We start from the raw sequence: 19438 nt of genomic DNA, 5'->3' as shown, positions 1-19438 counted from the left end.
ATATTTGTTTACACAATCAAATAAATACTATATTTGAAAAAAAACTACCATGAAAAAACTACTTCTTTTAACTCTTATTTTAATTTCAAGTTACACTGTAAACGCTCAGCAAGGCAAACAAAAACAAGTGCTTAGGCATGTGGTGATGTTTGGTTGGAAACCCGGAACCGATGCGGCAGCAATTGATAAAGTGGTAGCAGCTTTTGGGAATTTGGAACATAAAATCAAATTGATAAAAGCGTATGAATGGGGAATCAATAACAGTCCTGAAAACTTGAATAATGGTTTGACGCATTGTTTTACCTTAACATTCAACAGTGAAGCTGATAGAGATGCGTATTTGATTCATCCGGATCACAAAGCTTTTGTAGCTGTTTTGAGTCCGGCTCCAGAGAAAGTTACCGTAGTTGATTATTGGACTAATAAGTAAAACGGACTTAGCTTATAAATAGCCTAATCATAAGTTTCAATAAAAAAGGGTGTTTAGTTTTAAAACTAAACACCACTTTTTTTATTAGAGACATTAACTAATTCTATTGGTTAAATCTTCATTTTTTTTGCTCTAGCAGGGTTCAAACTAAATTTCAACCATAAAAAACCAATGGTTCCCGCAATAAAGGAAGCAATCAAAATCGCAATTTTTGAATACGTAATGACTTCTTCTCCGTCGTTTTTGAAAGCAAGTAAGGTTATAAAAATAGACATCGTGAAACCTATTCCGCCCAGCATTCCTGCACCTAGAATACTGCTCCACTTTAGGTCTTTAGGCAAACTGCAAATTCCTAAACTAACAGCCAGGAATGAAAATAACCAGATCCCCAATGGTTTTCCTACCACAAGACCAAGTATAATTCCAATTGTGTTGGGATGATTCAATCCCTCATGCCAATCTGAATTTATGGCAATACAAGTGTTGGCTACGGCAAACAAAGGAAGAATAAAAAACGCCACCGGTTTGTGTAAAAAATGCTGTAATCGATACGAAGAAGTTTTCTTGCCTCCATCACCAAACGGAATTACAAAGGCCAATAATACTCCGGTTATCGTTGCGTGTACACCAGAATTTAACATAAAATACCACATGGCGGCACCACCAATCAAATAAGGAATGAGGCTGTGAACTTTTCTTCGGTTAAGGATAAATAGACCGCCCATAATGGCAAAAGCGATAAACAAATTCATAAAAGCAATAGTGTCCGTGTAAAATATTGCAATTACCATAATAGCACCTAAATCATCAATTACAGCAAGCGCAGTCAAGAATACTTTGAGTGATGTAGGAACACGATTTCCTAGAAGTGACAGGATTCCAATAGCAAAAGCAATATCAGTCGCCATAGGAATTCCGGCTCCGTTTTGTGTGATGGTTCCAAAATTTAACAGTAAAAAGATTCCGGCCGGGACAACCATTCCGCCTAATGCGCCAAAAATAGGTAAAGCGGCATTTTTAATACTGGATAATTCTCCTTGGTACATTTCGCGTTCTAATTCTAAACCAATCAAAAGAAAAAAGATAGCCATTAAGCCGTCATTAATCCAATGTGTTATGGAATGACTTCCAATATTGGTTTCCCATAAAGCTATATATTCAGTTTGAATGGATGAATTGGCTAATAAAAGAGAGAGTATTGTTGCAAAAAGTAATAAGAGTCCACCGGCTTTTTCGCTTTCAAAAAAAGCGTTGAATGTTTTCGTTAATTTCATTTTTGTTTTTTCATTTATTATAAGCATGAGATTTATAATAAAAATTTAGAAAGCTAATTTACGATTTTATGAGCTAATTTCCTTCGATAAAACAATAAACCGTAAATTTTTTGTTAATTTGAAGTATCAAAAAATACTACTTTTATGGATATCAAAGTCCTTCATATCGATAGCAATAATTCTTTGCTTTGGGATCAATTGCAACAGTCCGGATTTATAAATCACAGCGATTTTACGTCGTCAAAAGAAGAAATTGAATCTAAAATTCAAGAATATCAGGGAATTGTCATTCGAAGCAGATTCAAAATTGACAAGACTTTCTTGGACAAAGCCACTAATTTGCAATTCATTGCACGCGTTGGAGCCGGACTAGAAAGCATCGATTGCGATTATGCAGCATCCAAAAACATTACGCTTATCGCTGCTCCCGAAGGAAATCGAAATGCTGTTGCCGAACATACATTAGGGATGATATTGTCGCTTTTTAATAAACTAAATGAAGCGGACAGAGAGATACGATCCGGACATTGGAACCGTGAAAGCAATCGTGGCCATGAACTTGACGGAAAAACAGTGGGGATTATTGGTTACGGAAACATGGGAAAATCATTCGCCAAGAAACTCCGTGGTTTTGATGTCGAAGTGTTGTGTTATGATATTCAAGAAAATGTAGGCGATGTAAATGCAAAGCAGGTTTCATTGGAAGAATTCCAGCAAAAAGTAGATGTAGTGAGTTTGCATATTCCGTGGACTCCAGAAACAGATAAAATGGTTGACAGTGATTTTATTAATGGATTCGCCAAACCTTTTTGGATTATAAATACGTCTCGTGGCAAGAATATTGCCACTGCCGATTTGGTTGCGGCCATGCAATCCGGAAAAATTCTAGGAGCTGGTTTGGATGTTTTGGAATATGAGAAGTTGTCATTCGAAACGCTGTTTCAAGATAAAAATACTCCCGAAGCTTTCCAGTATTTGTTGAACGCCAAGAATGTGATTTTGAGTCCGCATATTGCCGGTTGGACATTCGAAAGCCATGAACGATTGGCGCAAGTCATAGTTGATAAAATAAAAGCAAAGTATTTTGGTCAAGCCAAAGATGCGGAGCCGGAGAAACGCGTCACGGGAATTGGAGGTTTCTTTTTTAAATCAGAAAATCCTAAAGAACTGGTAGCTTGGTACGGAAAACACCTGGGTTTAAAAACGGATCAATATGGTTCCACTTTTTGGTGGAAAGATAAAGATGGGAATGATTGTTCTACCCAATGGTCGCCATTTGCAGATGATACCAATTATTTTGCGCCAAGCGAGAAACAGTTCATGCAAAACTTTAGAGTGGATGATTTAGAAAAATTATTACAAAAATTGTCAGAAGAAGGTGTAACAATTGTAGGTGATATGGAGTCTTATGAGTATGGAAAATTTGGATGGATTCTGGATGTCGAAGGGAATAAGATAGAACTTTGGGAACCAATCGATACAGCATTTCAATAAAATTTTTAATTTCAATATTTACTAACTTAAATTTAACCAAACCAAACCAAAATGGAAGAAATCGCACAAGAAACTTGGAACACTCCAAGGAAACCCATTCCAGTATTTAAAGTAGATCCAGTATTAGTATTAATTTTTGGGTTTTTAACCTGTGGATTGTATTTAATCTATTGGAATATTAAAGTTGCAGAAGTTTTTAATGCTGTTTCTGAGAGAGAAGTTATTTCACAACCCATTGCCATATTTGCGGGCTGTTGTTATCCTGTAAATATTTATTTTATTTAGCTGGCAGAGACGGACTTCCTGATGTATATCATAGATCTGGTTCAGCTCAAAAAGACGATACGGTTTTGCTGCTTATTTTAGGGCTTTTCTTTCCAATGATTGCCGCAATGATAGTTCAAAATGACATCAATAAATTATACAATTAATAGTAAAGATAAACGTAAAATTTACGGAATTATAGGCGCTGTTCTCACACTTATGGTTCCGTTTTTTTTAATGTTTTTTAATGATGATAATCATCTTGAGACCGATCAGTCTTTGTGTCCTTTCAAAATGATTACAGGCTTTCCATGCCCGGGTTGTGGAATTACAAAATCATTGGTTTATTTTTATCAGGGAGATTTTTACAAGAGCATAAGCTATCATATATTAGGTCCTTTTGTGATTGCATTTAGTATTGTCAGCATTGTTATACTGTCTATGGAATTAATTACTAAAAAAGAGTATTTTAATACTGTTATGTACAATAAAAGACTAGCCTGTAGTTTGGGTATTTTTCTTGTTGGATATCATATCATAAGATTGATTTTCTTTATAAAAAACAATTCTTTAGATTCTATTTTGAAAGAATCCATCTGGAGATAAACTAGAAATAAAAAATCCCGTCTTGTCTTTTTAGAACGAGACGGGATTTTTTTATATCTAATTGATATTAATCTTCTTTGTCATTTAATTTTCGTTCCAATTCTGCCTGAAACTCTTCCATTACGGGCTTCATGGTGCTTTCCGGAATATCTGCAATTCTGATGTACATTAATCCGTCAACAGCATTGTTAAACAGCGGGTCCACATTGAAAGCAACAACTTTTGCATTCTGTTTGATGTATTTTTTAATCAAAACCGGCAAACGCAAACTTCCTGGCTCCAGTTCATCTATAATTTTATCAAACTTGTTCAAATCAGATTCGGCTTCGTCAAATATGAAATCCTTATCGGCATCTTTCAGTTTTACTTTGTAAGCTTTCTTAGGGTGAACGTATTGTGCAATATAAGGATCGTAATAATTGGACTTCATGAATTCAATCATCAATGATTTTGAGAAATCAGAAAATTGATTGCTGATACTCACCCCACCAAGCAAATATTTATGTTCTGGAAAACGCAAAGTAGTATGCATAATTCCTTTCCAAAGCAAGAAAAGAGGCATTGGTTTTTGTTGGTATTCTTTGATGATGAAAGCTCTGCCCATTTCGATAGACTTGTGCATCATATCATTTAATTCCGGTTCAAATCGGAATAAGTCGTTGAGGTAGAAACCATTTATTCCGTATTTCGGATAAATTTCAGAACCTAAACCCATTCGATATGCGCCGGCAATTTTATGAGCTTCATTATCCCATAAAAAAAGATGATGGTAATATTGATCGTGCTTGTCTAAATCAATGGATTCGTTTGTTCCTTCTCCAACTTCGCGGAAAGTGATTTCTCGAAGACGGCCAATTTCGTGCAGAATATTTGGAATTTTAGCAGCTTCAGTAAAGAAAACTTCGTAGTTTTTACTTTGTAAAAGACGACAATCCGTGCTTCTTAAAGCATCTACTTCGGCAATCATTTTCTCACTATTGGCAGGAGTAACAATTTTCTTCGGACTTTTAGGAAGTTTCAAATTTGGAGGCGTCAGCAATTTACTTTCTTTCTCGAAAGGATTGGCGAGCATATAGGTTTTCTTTCTCAAAAACTCGGAATATTCCTCAATCGTTGCGTGTTCGTTTTGTTCACTTACCGAAATAGGTTTGCCAATACGTACTTTTATCACACGATGTTTTTGGCTGAACACTTCCGAAGGCAGTTTTGCCGTTCTAAAAGTGCCGCTTATTTTAGAAAGTAAATAAAATAATCGACTGTTTTTAGCATGAAAATAAATGGGAACAACAGGAACTTGGGCTTTTCTAATTACTTTAATAGCACCTTCTTCCCAAGGTTTATCCACCATTAATTTTCCGTCTTTATACGTAGAAACTTCTCCCGCAGGAAACATTCCTAACGGTTTTCCATCGCTTAAATGACGCAAGGTTTCTTTGATTCCCACTACGCTTGACTTAGCATCCCTGTGATTTTCAAAGGGATTCACAGGCATGATGTATTTTTTGAGAGGGGCAATGCGATGCAAAAGAAAATTGGCGATAATTTTGAAATTAGGTTCTCTTTCAAGCATTAATTTCAATAATAAAACACCGTCAATTCCTCCTAGAGGATGATTTGAAATGGTGATATAAGCACCGTCTTTTGGTAAACGTTTTAAATCCTCTTCCGGAATTTCGAATTTTATTTGTAGATCATCTAATACCCCATTTAAAAACGCAACGTCTTTTAAATGTTTATTTCTGTCGTATACTTTGTTTAAGGTAGAGATTTTTAGCACCTTCATTAGCATCCAGCCAGAAAAAGTCCCCAGAACTCCGTACTTGTCTGCATTTATTGCTTTTGCAACTTCTTTCGCGGTTACTAAACCCATGTATTTTTTTGTTTTTTTAGAGCAAGAAACAAAGATAGCAAAAAACTCCATTTTCTCTATTTTTCTGAATCAAACTTCTAGTTTTTTGTTACATTTGAAACCCACATCTAAACAATATAATTTTTTCCGAGAAAATAAAAAGTGGGTTCCTGACAACCGCAGGCAAAAAATAGTTTTTCGGAAGAAATTCAAAATTTTTTTTTAATGAGAATTATTTCATACAACGTAAACGGAATCAGAGCCGCCATTTCAAAAGGATTTATCGACTGGTTGCAACACGCAAATCCGGACATTATTTGTCTTCAGGAAATTAAGGCAACCGAAGACCAAATCCCAGTCGAAGATATTGCAAAAGCGGGTTATCCGTACCAATATTACTATTCGGCAACCAAAAAAGGATATAGTGGTGTAGCCATTCTATCGAAAATCAAACCCAATAATGTCGTTCACGGAACCGGAATTCACCACATGGATTTCGAAGGAAGAAACCTTCGCGCTGATTTTGATGGATTTTCAGTGATGAGTTTGTACTTGCCATCAGGGACAAATATCGATCGATTGGACCATAAATTCATGTTCATGGATGATTTTCAAACCTATATCAACGAACTTAAAAAAGAAACGCCAAACCTAATTATCTGCGGGGATTACAACATTTGCCACGAGGCAATTGACATTCACGATCCAATCCGAAACAAAAATGTTTCCGGGTTTTTACCGCAAGAAAGAGCTTGGCTCGATGGATTTATGAAGTCTGGATTTGTGGATAGTTTTCGTCATTTCAACAGTGAACCGCATCAATATTCGTGGTGGAGTTACCGCGCCGGAGCCAGAGGAAACAACAAAGGTTGGCGTATCGATTACAATTTAGTCAGCGATTCTTTAAAACATAAATTAAAAAGAGCCGTTATTTTATCAGATGCCGTGCATTCGGATCATTGCCCAATTTTGGTAGAGATTGAGTAAAAGTCTTTGCTAGGAATGAAGCAATCTGGAGCTATTTCCCGTCTCGTCTTAAAGACGAGAGAAAAGGATTTTCGTTTCAAACGAAGTTCACTGAACTCCTATGAAGGCAAAAGTATAGTGAAGTAATCAAGGCTAGGTCATTCGAATACAATTTGAATTTTTGCTTTCAAAACAACATTAGAAACAACATAAATACAAACAAAATGATTAAAAGAGTTTCCATCGGATTATTAGTATTGGCGCTTTCAACTTCTTGTGTATCTAAAAAAATATACAACGACTTAGAAAGTAAGTTCACCGATTTAAAAAAAGAAAATAGAAGTTTAGCAGATGAAAATGCCGATTTGCTAAAAGCTAAAAATCAATTAGAATTAGACCGTGACGGCTTAAAAACTGACTTGAGTAAATCCAAAGCCGAACTGGATAAATTGAAAGCAGATTACGCGGTGGCTCAAAATAAATTCAAAGTCCTGCAGGATTCTTATGCCGCTTTAGAAAAAAATAGCGGTGATGCTTTGCAAAGCAACATGAAGAAAAACCGTGATTTACTGGATCAATTAGACGAGAAAGGAAAAGCATTGGCATTAGAACAAGAGCGATTGAGCAAAAGCGCACAACGTTTGCAAGAATTAGAAGATTTGATTGCTGCCAAAGAAGCCAGCATGAAAAAACTAAAAGAAACCTTGTCTAAAGCCTTGAACAGTTTTGAAGGAAAAGGGTTGACAGTGGAACAAAAAAACGGAAAAGTGTACGTTTCTATGGAGAACAAACTACTTTTCAATTCGGGAAGTTGGGCTGTAGGTTCCGAAGGGAAAAAAGCAGTAATTGAAGTTGGAAAAGTTTTGGGTGACAACCCAGATATCTCAGTACTCATCGAAGGTCATACGGATGATGATGCTTTTACGGCTTCGGGACCAATTGCGGATAACTGGGATTTATCAACCAAAAGAGCGACAGCAATAGTTGCTATTTTGAGCGAAAACAAGAAAATCAACAAACAAAATCTGACGGCTGCCGGAAGAGGAGAATTCTCCCCATTAGCAAGCAATTCAACTGTTGACGGAAAAGCTAAAAACCGTAGAATCGAAATAATTTTAACGCCAAGATTAGACGAAATCGCAGAAATGTTGAATGAGATAAATTAAGGTTCAAAGTGTTAAAGACAGAAAGGTTCAGAGTTTTTTACTTTGAGCCTTTTTTGTTTTCTACGAGACGTATTGTAAAGCGTCTAGTGTTTTTAAGTTTCACCATTAAGAAATTAAGAAAATTAAGTTTTGATCCTTAATGAAACTTAATTTCTTAATGGTTAAAAAAAGAACCTTTCTTATTCGCAAATCTGCTAATTTCATCTTTCGATGGAAGGTTTCGATTGGCGAATTAGCGGTTATATTTTTTTAAATATCCCGTTTAGTTATAAATAAACGTTTCTCAATTTTCTGTTAACTGTAAATTTAAACCACAAACTAATTTTATCTTTGTTTTCGAAAAATAAAATACAATTTCCTTAAAAATGAAATACACTACTTTACCCAATACTGATATAAAAGTCAGCAAAATTTGCCTTGGAACCATGACTTTTGGGCAACAAAATACGGAAGCTGATGGTCATGCCCAAATGGATTATGTTTTAGAAAACGGAGTCAATTTCTTTGACACTGCCGAAATGTATTCGGTTCCAGCGCGTCAGGAAACTTATGGAAGTACAGAAAAAATCCTTGGAACCTGGTTTAAAAAAACAGGAAAAAGAGAAGAAATAGTTTTGGCTTCTAAAATTGCCGGACCCAGTCCTAATTTTGGCTACATGAGAGAGAAATTAGATTTCTCACCAGCCAGTATCAAGTTTGCATTGGATAATAGTTTAAAACGCTTGCAAACGGATTATATAGATGTATATCAATTGCATTGGCCGGAACGCAAAACCAATTGTTTTGGACAACGCGGTTTCAAAGTGCAGGATGATGCTTGGGAAGATAACATTCACAATGTATTGGAAACATTGGACGGTTTTATCAAAGAAGGAAAAATTAAACACATCGGACTTTCAAATGAAAATCCTTGGGGAATCATGCGTTTTCTGGAGGAAAGTAAATACAACAATCTGCCAAGAGTAAAAACGATTCAAAATCCATATTCGTTATTGAACAGACTTTTTGAAAACGGTTCGGTCGAAGTTTGTCTTAGAGAAAATGTAGGTCTATTGGCGTATTCGCCGATGGCTTTTGGGGTTTTGTCCGGTAAATTCCTTACTGGTGAAGCGCATCCAAATGCCAGAATCAAGTTGTTTCCGCAGTATTCCAGATACAACAGTGCTCAATGTACCGAAGCTACAAGATTGTATCAGGAAATCGCCAAGAAAAACGGACTGACTTTAACGGAATTGTCTTTGGCATTTATAGAACAACAGCCGTTTGTAACCAGCACGATTATTGGCGCAACGACATTGGAACAATTAAAAGAAAATATTGATACGATTCAAGTGTCACTTTCGGATGAAATTCTAAAAGCTATTGATGAAGTGCAAGCCCTGATTCCTGATCCGGCACCATAAATTAAGAAACCCTGTCAGAGTTCTAAACTCTGACAGGGTTATTTTCAATAATTAAAGATCAAATTCATCATCAACGGATAAAGAATCCACTTTTATTTGCGTTGAATCTTGTACTTTGAATTTGATAAAAGATTTTGCAGGTCCTGAAATTAGTATGGGTAAGGATTTGTAAATAGTGTCTTCTGAAGTCAAAAGTCCTCTTCGAAACATAATATTCGTTAGAAAAGATTCTTGTTTTACAGCAAAATCTTTCAACATCCCTTGATCGTTGAACTGGTACATGAATTTTTTAGGACTTGGAATAATTCGGGCGAGATACAAGCATTCGTTCAGCGATAATTCCGGAGGTGTTTTTTGGAAATAAAACTGACTCGCTTCACCAATTCCATATACATTTGGACCCCATTCGATAATATTAAAATACACTTCGAGCATGCGTTCCTTGCTCACAATCCTGTTGTTTTCCAGAATGTAAACCAATAAAATTTCTTCCAGTTTGCGGGATACTGTTTTCTCCCGACTCAGAAAAGCATTTTTTACCAATTGCATGCTGATGGTACTGGCGCCACGGGAGAACTTTTTGGTTCTTATGTTTTTGACTATGGATTGTTTGAAAGCCTCGCTGATAAAACCACGATGCGAAAAGAAAGAAGGATCTTCTGTAGTTAAAACGGATTTTCTTAAATACGGTGAAATTTGGTCTAATGGTGTATAATTTGGATTGGCTGAACCAACTAAAATAGGACGTTGCAACACATTTTTTATAAGTGCGCGATACACAAATTCTCCATTGAGTTTGTTGAGATTCGCTTCGCCATATTTGGTAATTTTTAGATTTTCTTTCTTCAATTTACTGTCAAAAACCAGCTGATTCGGTTTGTTTTGGTTGAAGGCAAAATCCAATTTGTAATCAAAAGTACCGCTCGCTTCCATTCCTTGAAAGTGGGTGAATAAACCGTCAGGTAGCGAGGTGATAAAGTCCTGCGCTTTCATTTTTGGGATAGTAACCTTGAGTTTGTAAATCGTATCTTTTTCCGTTTCGTAAGCTACGTAAGGATGAAATTTTATCTTGTTCAACTGAACTGTTGAGCTGCTGTCAATCGAAATAAAATCAGAACCCAATAAGAATCGATAGTCAAATTTGGCATTCTTAAGAATAACATCTTTGCTGGCAATTTTTGGGTGGTTGAGTTTTAAATTGGCAATAGCCATAAACCCATCAATATGCAATTCGTCACCATCTCTATCTATGTTTTGAATATTCAATCGAATAGAGTCAAAGCTTGATTTCAGGTTGAAACGCTCGTCTAAATAGGGCATTTGGATGGCACCAGTATCAATATTGACGAAACGGATATCGGCTTTTTTATTTCTTGGATCGGCAAACCCTTTGATTCTCCACCGTTGTGAAATGGTATTGGTTTGAACTTGAATGGATGTTTCTAGTTGTTTGTTGACCAATCGCAGTTTTTGGAAATTAATGGTTGCTTTTTTTCCGTTATCATTGAGTCGAAAAGAAAGATTGTCCAAGATCATATCGGTAGGGACTAAATTCAGTGCTTTTGATATTATTCTGTAGGCAAACTGTGCGTAATCTCTTTTCTCGTCGCGTATTTCTGTTTGGTTGTCTTTTTTTAGAAAAGCATCAAAATTCCTCAGTTTTCCTTTTTTTACTAACTGGACAAAACCGTTCTGGACTTCTAAAGTTCCAAGTTGAACATCTCCCGTTATGAGGTGCCATAAATTGACGCTGGTTTTTAGTTTTTGGATTTTAAAAAGCGTGTCTCTGTTTTTTGGAACCAGTATTATTTCGGTAAGATTCAAACCCGATAATCCGTCAAAAGAAGCTTTTTTTATCGTAAAAGAGCTGTTGTAATCCACTTCCATTTCATTGGAAACTTTTGCTATTGTTTGTTGTAAAACGGCATCTCGAAAGATATAAAAAGCAATAATTAAAGTGACAAATAATACAAAAAGTATTTTTGCTGCTAGAATTAATTTTTGTTTTCCGGTTTTCATAAACAGTTTAACCCAACTTGCAGGGTTGAATGACGATAAAAGTTAATTAATTGTTAATTACATCATTTTAACAATCATTTCTGTAAGTTTTTATTTAAAAATTGGTATTTTTTGTATTCAAAACAGGTGTTTTTTAGGTAAATTCCGTTTTGTAGTCCCCAGCAAATCTTGTCTTTAATGGGGATATTTCCGATTTTTACTAAATGTATTTCAAATCTACTTTTCGTCGAAATCCTGAAACAGGCAAAATGGAATCCTACTACCGATTGGTAGAGAGTTTTCGTGATCAAAACGATATTGTTAGAAACAGAACTATTGTAACTGCTGGATTTATAGACCATTTAACGGCTGAGGAATTGAATTATATCCAGAAAAAATTGACTGAAAAACTCAATGGAAAAAACAGCTTGTTTGAAGATGATTTTCAAGAACATCTTTGGGAGTATATTGATGAATTGTATTCCAAAATACTAAAATCAAACAAAATAGATAATTCTCATTCTTCCCAAAAAGACATTCACAGTGTAGATTTGAACACACTAAAACACACTGAAGCACGTGAACTAGGAGGTGAATGGATGAGTTTGCAAACATTGAAGCAACTAAAAATAGACCAGTTTTTATTGGATAAAAATTGGCCGGAAGAACAAGTTCAATTGGCACTCACTCAAATTATAAGCAGAGCCGTTTATCCCGCGAGCGAAAACAGAACCAGTAAATGGATAAAAGAAAATTCGGCTATTTGTGAATTAACCGCTTATCCTATCAAAAAAATAACAAAGGATAAATTATATCAATCTGCCTTAAATTTGTATCAAGTTAAAGATGAGATGGAAAAATATTTGTCTCAAAAGACCAATGAATTATTTGATATTGAAGATAAATTTTATTTGTATGACCTAACCAATACCTATTTTGAAGGTCAGAAAAAGAACAGTGATTTAGCTCAGTACGGACGTAGCAAGGAAAAGCGAACCGATGCCAAACTAGTTGTTTTGGCAGCTGTTGTAAATGTAGAAGGCTTTTTGAAATATTCCAATATCTACCAAGGGAATATGGCCGATTGCAAGACCTTGTCCGATATGATTGATAGCCTTCGTGAGGCTACGAGTGAGTCCACAAAAAAGGCTTTGGTGATTATGGATGCTGGTATTGCCACTGACGAAAACTTGAAATTGGTGACAGAAAAAGGATATGATTATTTATGTGTAAGCCGTACTAAACCCAAAAAATATGCCTTAAAAAATGAAATCCCTACAATAGTTTATGACAAAAAAAATCAGAAAATAGAGCTGAATGAAATTGAAGGTGAAGAACAAAATCAGTGTGTTTTCAAGGTGAAAAGCGACATGAAAGCAATGAAAGAACGTTCAATGAATCGCAAATTTAAAACCCTTTATGAAGACACATTAACCAAACTTGCCAATGGATTAGCCAAAAAATCGGGGATAAAAAAGCAAGAAATTATAAATCAAAAAATAGGGCGATTGCAACAAAAATATCCCTCAATAGCCAAGCATTACCAAATTGATTTATTGGTTGACCAAAAAACGAGCAAGGTAACTTCTATGAAATGGGAGGTCAAAGAAAGTCAAATAAATCAGAAAAAAGAACATGGCGTTTATTTTATAAAAACGTCTCTAAAAGAAAGGGATGAGCAAACAATTTGGAGAATATACAATTGCATACGAGAAATTGAAAGTACTTTTAGAACGTTAAAAACAGACTTGGATTTACGACCTATTTATCATCAGAACGATGAGTCAACTATGGCACATTTAAACCTTGGATTGTTAGCCTATTGGATCGTAAATACGATTAGATATCAACTAAAAGTAAAAAAAATAAATCACGATTGGCAAGAAATTATGAGAATTGCAAATACTCAAAAGTTAGTTACAACAGAGATAAAAGATGTACTTGAAAACACAATCGAAATTAAGAAATGTTCAGAGCCAAGCCCTAAACTAAAGGAAATTTACTTAGCCCTAAACTATAAAAAATGTCCCTTTACCAGGAAAAAATTTGTAGTCCCCAAATCTGAAATCCTAAAACAAGATTTCCTTTTTAAACAAAGGTTTACAAGCTAAAGTCTGCAAGTTGGGTTAATAAGTAATACAATCTAAAATACAATGCGTTTGGAATCTCGGCCATAAAGAAAAGGAAAATAATACTAAGGGAAAGATTTTTATGGTTTTCTTTAGAATATTGATTGGGGAAAATGATTTTTATAAATAAAAAAACTACAACCTATAAAGCGTTGTAGTTTCTAAATTATTGTATAGCAGCTAATTTTGCTTTAGGGTTTTGGTTCTTTATATTCAAAAGGGTTATAAAAGCGTCTTACTTTTTCCACAATCTGGTTTAAAGTCATTTTATCTGCTGTTTCTACGGCTTTTAGTTTTCCAGGTTCAATTAAATGATCCGTCATTAATTTTTGTTCCAGTTTAGTTTTGGTTTGTGCCGGACCAAAAACAATAAGTTTGTCCGATTTTTTCACATAGGAAAGCACTGATTTTATAAAATAATCCAGTTCTTGTTTTTTTCGATCATCAAATTTTTTGTCACTATTGCCATGATGAACTCCTGAGAAAGTTCCTTTATTACCTTCGTCATTATGATGTACCTTGTTTTCGACATCAGAATCTATTTCGGTAATTTTTTCTGTATCACCATCAAGAGCAACAATTATTGCTTTTGAGGAGTCTATCCAAATGCCAGTTTGTCTTTTCATGTCTTTGCTATTTTAAATTAAAGTAGATTGTTTTATTCCATTTTTATTGCAACAGAATTACGCTTAGTTGACTTATTAAAACGTGTTCTGATTTATTTTTTCTTGAAAATGAAGAAGCTATAGCGTTGGCAGTTTTTAGAATTAAGGCATTAATTTCTGGAGTGAACAAGTGTTGATGTTCTTCTCTGAAAATTTTAAAGTCAGACATCACTTGTTCAAATTCCCATTCATTGGCGACAAGCCAGTCAAAAACAATTTCGATTTCATAAGCGGTGTCATCACCAAATTCATTAAAACTATTTTCAAGCGGAAGCCATTCATTCTTTATGATTTGTTTCAGTTTTTCGATTTCTTCTTTACGGATGGTTTCGTCTATGGCCGCAATAGAATAGAACACTTTGCCCAAATGTTCGTATAAATGAGTCATGGTTTGGTGTGATGGTTTCATTTTTATTTCCGTAAAGTGTTGTTAAACATAAATTTACGAAAAATAATGAATCTGTTTCCTGATTTGTTGTTTTTTATTTAAAATAAGAAATAAATAAGGGGATTCATGGAAACAGGAAAAGTGCTATTTTGTTTTTGCATCCAGAAAAGACAGCAAATTGTTAGTTTCCAGTTTTTGATTGGCGTATTTTAATTGAAGTTCAGAACCTTCGCCCATTCTATTGTAGTATTCCAACGCTTTTTTTGCAAAGAAGCGCTTGTGAAAATCTGGAAGTTCAGGAATTTGAGGAAATTTTTTATGAAAAAGCATTTCATAATAGGCTTGCCATTCCCTTTCGTTTTTGTCTTCAATCAAGTTTTCTTTTGTTTTTTGACTCACGTGAATCATTTCATGCGCCAGAAGATTGAGCATTAATTCCAGTGGATATTCGAATGTGTTTTCGGGAATTCGGATGATTTGGGGTTCGCCCAAAACGCCTTCGGTGGTCATCAGGATAAATTCCGGTTTGGCTTTTTCTCTTAATTCGAAGCCTTTAAAATTTGGATCTTCTAAACCATATTCTTGTATTAGAAATTGGGCAGCGGCAATGGTTTCTCCAAGTTCATGAAAGGTATTGATGATTTGTAAGTGATCCTTAAAAGGTTTCATTTTTTATTTTGTTTTTAAAATCATCCAAACAATTCACTCGCCACATCTTCAATTTTGGCAACTAATCGAATGTTGATTCCGGTATTTTTCAATGCAATTTTATTGTATTTGGATACAAAAATGGTCGAAAAACCTAATTTCTCCGCTTCCTGAATGCGTTGGTCCACGCGGTTTACTGGACGTATTTCGCCTGAAAGTCCCACTTCGCCTGCAAAGCAAAAATCTTTATTGACTGCAATATCTTCATTCGAGGATAAAATGGCGGCTACAACAGCCAAATCTATCGCCGGATCATCTACTGAAATTCCTCCCGTCACGTTCAGGAAAACATCTTTGGCACCAAGCCTGAAACCGGCTCTTTTCTCTAAAACGGCCAGAATCATATTGAGCCTTTTCGCATTATAACCCGTTGTGCTGCGTTGCGGTGTTCCGTAAACGGCGGTGCTTACCAAGGCTTGGATTTCAATCATCAACGGGCGCATGCCTTCTAATGTTGACGCAATTGCAGTTCCGGATAATTCTTCATCTTTGTGTGAAATCAATATTTCGGATGGATTCGAAACTTCTCGCAAACCATTGCCTAGCATTTCATAAATACCAATTTCGGCAGTGGAACCAAAACGGTTTTTTAACGAACGTAAAATGCGGTATACGTGGTTTCTGTCGCCTTCAAACTGTAAAACCGTGTCCACCATGTGTTCCAGGATTTTTGGTCCTGCAATGTTTCCGTCTTTTGTAATATGACCAATCAGAATCACGGGAATATTGGTTTCTTTGGCAAACTTGATCAGTTCAGCGGTGGTTTCTCTAATTTGAGAAATACTGCCGGGAGTGGATTCAATATAATCCGTATGCAAGGTTTGAATGGAATCGATAATCACGATTTCCGGTTCAATGGCTTCAATTTGCTTGAAGATATTTTGGGTTTTGGTTTCGGTAAGAATATAGCAATTGTCACCGCTTGGCGTGATTCTTTCGGCACGCATTTTTATTTGTTTCTGACTTTCTTCGCCCGAAACATATAAAGTTTTGTAGGGTAACTTTAAGGATATTTGAAGTAAAAGCGTGCTTTTTCCAATGCCGGGCTCGCCACCCAAAAGAATCAAGGAACCAGGAACGATTCCGCCACCCAATACGCGATTAAGTTCCGCATCAGTGGTGTCCATTCGAATTTCCTGAGCCGAATCAATTTCGTCTATTCGTAACGGTTTCGGTGCTTTACTGTTGGTAGTAGTTTCGCTTTTCCAAGCTGTTTTTTCCTGTTTTTGGATAATTTCTTCCGCAATGGTATTCCATTCTTTACAAGAATTGCATTGTCCTTGCCATTTTGCATATTGTGCGCCACAGTTTTGGCAAAAAAAAGTTGTTTTTACTTTCGACATTATTTTTTTGGTGTTTGGCTTGTCATGTCATCGTATTTTTCCATCATCATGTTTTTTGTAAGGTCGCCAATTTCCTCTAATTGGGAAGCACTTTGATAGCGTTTTGCCGCTTTTTTCGGGTCGCCCATTTTTTCATACATTAAACCCAATTCATAATCGGCAAGCATTGACTTTGGATAATTTTTATTGGCAATTTCAGCTAATTTATCCAATTCAGGATAGGCTTTGTTTTTTAGAATTGCCGCTTCAATGGCTTTGAAATCGTTTACACGAATTGAGATTTTTAAACCTAAACTTTTGGACAAAGCAGCATATTTATTGGTCAAATAATCCACATAACCGGATTGCAACACAGCAATTTTTTCGCTGTATTCAGTAGATGAAATAGGCTTGTAAGCGTCAAAAAATTGGTATAAGGCATTTGGAATCGAGTATAGTACAAGCGAATAGTGTGATGCGCCTTTAAAATTATCGAACTTGTAATTTAATTCAGGATTAGTAACCTGTTTTATGTTTTCGTCCAGTTTTTTTATAGACTCTTGAATTTTTTTTATATCGCCATCTCCATTGGATTGATAATAAAAAATAGGTTGTTTTATATTCGAAAGTTTTTCTGGAATGATATTTTCCATTTCAGGAGCCAGTTCCGGGCTTAATGAAATATATCCATTGAATATAGGATTGTCTTTGTACAAGAAAAAGTTTAAAAATCCCGCCGTAGTGTCGTGTCCTGCAATGATTCGGAATGGCGCAACTGGGTATTTTTTTTCGATATAAGGAAGTAACTCGGCGCCAATAAACTCAAAGAATTTTGCTCCTTTTCCGGAAGGAACTCCATCTGCTTCATCATAAGTGCTGTCGTCAAAGCGTTCGTTATTTTTGTTTTGGCTTATGCCAACGACAATCATTTCGGGTAAATCATCCCAATAAGCACCGTAATTCAAAGCGCCATAAAATGGGTCAAATAAGTAATCGCCATCGAGTAAAATAAGTATAGGATACTTTTTATTTGGGTTTTTTTCGAAAGAAGGCGGAAGTCCAATTGTGATTTCACGGCTTTCGCCCAAAGCGTTTGAATCGAATGGTATGGTGGTTTTTTGTGAAAATGCTGTAATAGAGAAGAATAAGAATAGTAGTAGTTGTTTCATAATGTGGAGCGTTTAGAAATTAAAGTACACCTAAATAAGACAGCAATATAATACTTTATTTACTTTTATTTTAAAAACAAGAAAAGTTAAGGCGCCAGAATTGCACTTGCTTTTTAGAACAATAAATAGGATTTAGGGAGTTGAAAAATGCGCTAAACAAAAAACAACTGAATATCTGATTTTGAGTTAAGTAAATCAGATATTCAGTGTCTTGTGGAATTAAATACTTTTACTTTGAGTGATAAAATAAAGAATTTATCTTTTTCAAAAAGTATATCAGTACGTATTTGTTCTTTGAAGAATTAGGTCAAAGAATTGTCATTTTCGTTAGGGAAAATAATCCACGGTTTGAAGTCTTTTGCTTCTTCAAATTCTAGGATTGCATACGAAATAATGATAATAATATCATCTCTTTGTACTTTTCTGGCTGCTGGACCATTTAAGGTTATGATGCCTGAGTTTTTTTCGCCTTTGATAGCGTAGGTGTCAAAGCGTTCGCCATTGTTGATGTTTACGATGAATACTCTTTCTCCTTCAATGATATTGGAGGCTTCCAGTAAAGCTTCATCTATGGTAATGCTACCGATATAATTTAAATCAGCGCCAGTTACTTTTACTCGGTGTATTTTTGATTTTACGACTTGAATTTGCATGCTACAAAAGTAAATTAATTTAATGAAATGGTGTCAATCAATCGAATATTATTGACAAGTACCGCAATGAACGCACGGTATTTTTTATTTTTATTTTTTCGGGTACAAGGTAAAAGTGTTGCTTCATCGGCAATTACGAAATATTCCAATGTGAAGCGCGTGTTCTTGTTGAATGATTTTTGAACCCATTCTGAAATAGCGGTGGTGCTATTAGTCGCAAATTTTTCTTTTACAGCGGTTAGTGTTTTATGAATAATTGCCGCTTCGTTTCTTTCCTCTGTTGACAAGCGTTCGTTTCTGGAACTCATCGCAAGATTGTTGGATTCTCTGTATATAGGACAGCCAATTACGTTTACTTGTAAGTGGTTTTTGGCGACCATTTTTTTGACAATTTGTAATTGTTGAAAATCTTTTTCACCAAAATACGCGTTTGTTGGTTCTATTATTTCAAAAAGACGTTTTACAATGGTACCTACTCCATTAAAATGACCAGGTCTGAATTTGCCTTCCATTTGATTTTCAAGACCGTCAAAATCGAAAGATTGAGAAAGAGGTTTTCCATCATAAATGTCTTCAACAGATGGTGCGTATAGAATTATATTTGGATTTAAAGCCGTAAGTTTTTTTACGTCTTCTTCCAATGTTCTTGGGTATTTTGCTAAATCTTCGGGATTGTTAAATTGTGTTGGATTTACAAAAATACTTACGACAGTATTTTCATTCTCCAGCAATGATTTTTGCATTAATGCCAAATGACCTTGATGTAAAGCGCCCATGGTAGGAACAAATCCAATAGTGGATTGGACGGTTTTTATTGATTTCAAATAGTCGATTAAAGATGCTTTTCCGTAGAAAATATGCATGGCAGTATTATTAAAATTAAATGCAAACTTACTATTTTAGTTAATAACTGCATAAAATTTTGTAATTTTGCGTGGTTTTTATTGCCAATAA

At 35.2% G+C, this 19438-nt stretch carries 18 protein-coding genes; 8 read left to right on the top strand and 10 right to left on the bottom strand.

Translation table 11 applies throughout. From position 1 onward, the window contains the following. Window positions 1-49: 49 nt before the first annotated feature. Window positions 50-430, top strand: coding sequence for a Dabb family protein (locus Q1W72_RS08125; protein ID WP_302137869.1), 381 nt, complete (start codon window positions 50-52; stop codon window positions 428-430). Window positions 431-540: 110 nt separating this feature from the next. On the opposite strand, the gene nhaA is transcribed toward Q1W72_RS08125, so the two are convergent. Then, a complete protein-coding gene (nhaA, locus tag Q1W72_RS08120) occupies window positions 541-1704 on the bottom strand; it encodes a Na+/H+ antiporter NhaA (protein ID WP_099716221.1) in 1164 nt (387 codons plus the stop codon). A 144-nt stretch (window positions 1705-1848) separates the two neighbouring features. Between nhaA and Q1W72_RS08115 the strand changes: the two genes are divergently transcribed. From Q1W72_RS08115 to Q1W72_RS08105, 3 genes are all read left to right on the top strand, one after another. Further along, entirely contained in the window at window positions 1849-3198 is a 1350-nt protein-coding gene (locus Q1W72_RS08115; RefSeq protein WP_367881677.1) for an NAD(P)-dependent oxidoreductase, read from the top strand. A gap of 51 nt (window positions 3199-3249) precedes the next feature. Beyond that, window positions 3250-3483 carry a DUF4234 domain-containing protein gene (locus Q1W72_RS08110; RefSeq protein WP_302137868.1) on the top strand — a complete coding sequence of 78 codons (234 nt, stop codon included), beginning with the start codon at window positions 3250-3252 and terminating at the stop codon, window positions 3481-3483. A 120-nt stretch (window positions 3484-3603) separates the two neighbouring features. Beyond that, window positions 3604-4068 carry a DUF2752 domain-containing protein gene (locus Q1W72_RS08105; RefSeq protein ID WP_099713856.1) on the top strand — a complete coding sequence of 155 codons (465 nt, stop codon included), beginning with the start codon at window positions 3604-3606 and terminating at the stop codon, window positions 4066-4068. 67 nt (window positions 4069-4135) lie between these two features. On the opposite strand, the gene Q1W72_RS08100 is transcribed toward Q1W72_RS08105, so the two are convergent. After that, window positions 4136-5938: a lysophospholipid acyltransferase family protein gene (locus tag Q1W72_RS08100; RefSeq protein ID WP_099713855.1), complete on the bottom strand. Its 1803-nt coding sequence runs from the start codon at window positions 5936-5938 to the stop codon at window positions 4136-4138. Window positions 5939-6142: 204 nt separating this feature from the next. Between Q1W72_RS08100 and Q1W72_RS08095 the strand changes: the two genes are divergently transcribed. The 3 genes from Q1W72_RS08095 (at window position 6143) to Q1W72_RS08085 (ending at window position 9452) form a co-directional block, all read left to right on the top strand. After that, window positions 6143-6904, top strand: a complete 762-nt coding sequence (locus tag Q1W72_RS08095) for an exodeoxyribonuclease III (RefSeq protein ID WP_099713853.1) — start codon at window positions 6143-6145, stop codon at window positions 6902-6904. 203 nt (window positions 6905-7107) lie between these two features. Further along, window positions 7108-8049 (top strand): OmpA family protein, encoded by a 942-nt coding sequence (locus Q1W72_RS08090; protein WP_099713852.1) that lies wholly within the window; start codon window positions 7108-7110, stop codon window positions 8047-8049. 365 nt (window positions 8050-8414) lie between these two features. Next, window positions 8415-9452, top strand: coding sequence for an aldo/keto reductase (locus Q1W72_RS08085; protein ID WP_302137865.1), 1038 nt, complete (start codon window positions 8415-8417; stop codon window positions 9450-9452). Between the two features lie 51 nt (window positions 9453-9503). On the opposite strand, the gene Q1W72_RS08080 is transcribed toward Q1W72_RS08085, so the two are convergent. After that, entirely contained in the window at window positions 9504-11471 is a 1968-nt protein-coding gene (locus Q1W72_RS08080) for a transglycosylase domain-containing protein (RefSeq protein ID WP_302137864.1), read from the bottom strand. 203 nt (window positions 11472-11674) lie between these two features. On the opposite strand from Q1W72_RS08080, the gene Q1W72_RS08075 reads away from it, so the two are divergent. Beyond that, on the top strand, window positions 11675-13561 hold the full coding sequence (locus tag Q1W72_RS08075; protein WP_302134830.1) for an IS1634 family transposase: 1887 nt from the start codon (window positions 11675-11677) through the stop codon (window positions 13559-13561). A gap of 209 nt (window positions 13562-13770) precedes the next feature. Here the strand turns inward: Q1W72_RS08075 and Q1W72_RS08070 are convergent, their stop codons facing one another. The 7 genes from Q1W72_RS08070 to panC form a co-directional block, all read right to left on the bottom strand. Beyond that, window positions 13771-14205 carry a hypothetical protein gene (locus Q1W72_RS08070; RefSeq protein WP_302137863.1) on the bottom strand — a complete coding sequence of 145 codons (435 nt, stop codon included), beginning with the start codon at window positions 14203-14205 and terminating at the stop codon, window positions 13771-13773. A gap of 43 nt (window positions 14206-14248) precedes the next feature. Beyond that, window positions 14249-14653: a hypothetical protein gene (locus tag Q1W72_RS08065; RefSeq protein ID WP_302137862.1), complete on the bottom strand. Its 405-nt coding sequence runs from the start codon at window positions 14651-14653 to the stop codon at window positions 14249-14251. 123 nt (window positions 14654-14776) lie between these two features. Next, complete coding sequence (locus Q1W72_RS08060; protein WP_302137861.1) at window positions 14777-15301, bottom strand: hypothetical protein; 525 nt, start codon at window positions 15299-15301, stop codon at window positions 14777-14779. Between the two features lie 20 nt (window positions 15302-15321). After that, window positions 15322-16683: a DNA repair protein RadA gene (gene radA / locus Q1W72_RS08055; protein ID WP_302137860.1), complete on the bottom strand. Its 1362-nt coding sequence runs from the start codon at window positions 16681-16683 to the stop codon at window positions 15322-15324. Next, entirely contained in the window at window positions 16683-17831 is a 1149-nt protein-coding gene (locus tag Q1W72_RS08050) for an alpha/beta hydrolase (RefSeq protein ID WP_233206848.1), read from the bottom strand. The genes radA and Q1W72_RS08050 overlap by 1 nt, the downstream gene beginning before the upstream one ends. Window positions 17832-18133: 302 nt before the next feature. After that, on the bottom strand, window positions 18134-18484 hold the full coding sequence (gene panD / locus Q1W72_RS08045; protein WP_099713846.1) for an aspartate 1-decarboxylase: 351 nt from the start codon (window positions 18482-18484) through the stop codon (window positions 18134-18136). A gap of 14 nt (window positions 18485-18498) precedes the next feature. Further along, on the bottom strand, window positions 18499-19347 hold the full coding sequence (panC, locus tag Q1W72_RS08040) for a pantoate--beta-alanine ligase (RefSeq protein WP_099713845.1): 849 nt from the start codon (window positions 19345-19347) through the stop codon (window positions 18499-18501). Window positions 19348-19438: the final 91 nt, after the last annotated feature.

It is taken from the genome of Flavobacterium sp. ZE23DGlu08, from assembly GCF_030505335.1.
Lineage (GTDB): Bacteria > Bacteroidota > Bacteroidia > Flavobacteriales > Flavobacteriaceae > Flavobacterium > Flavobacterium algoritolerans.
This window is presented reverse-complemented; position numbering and strand designations above follow the sequence as displayed.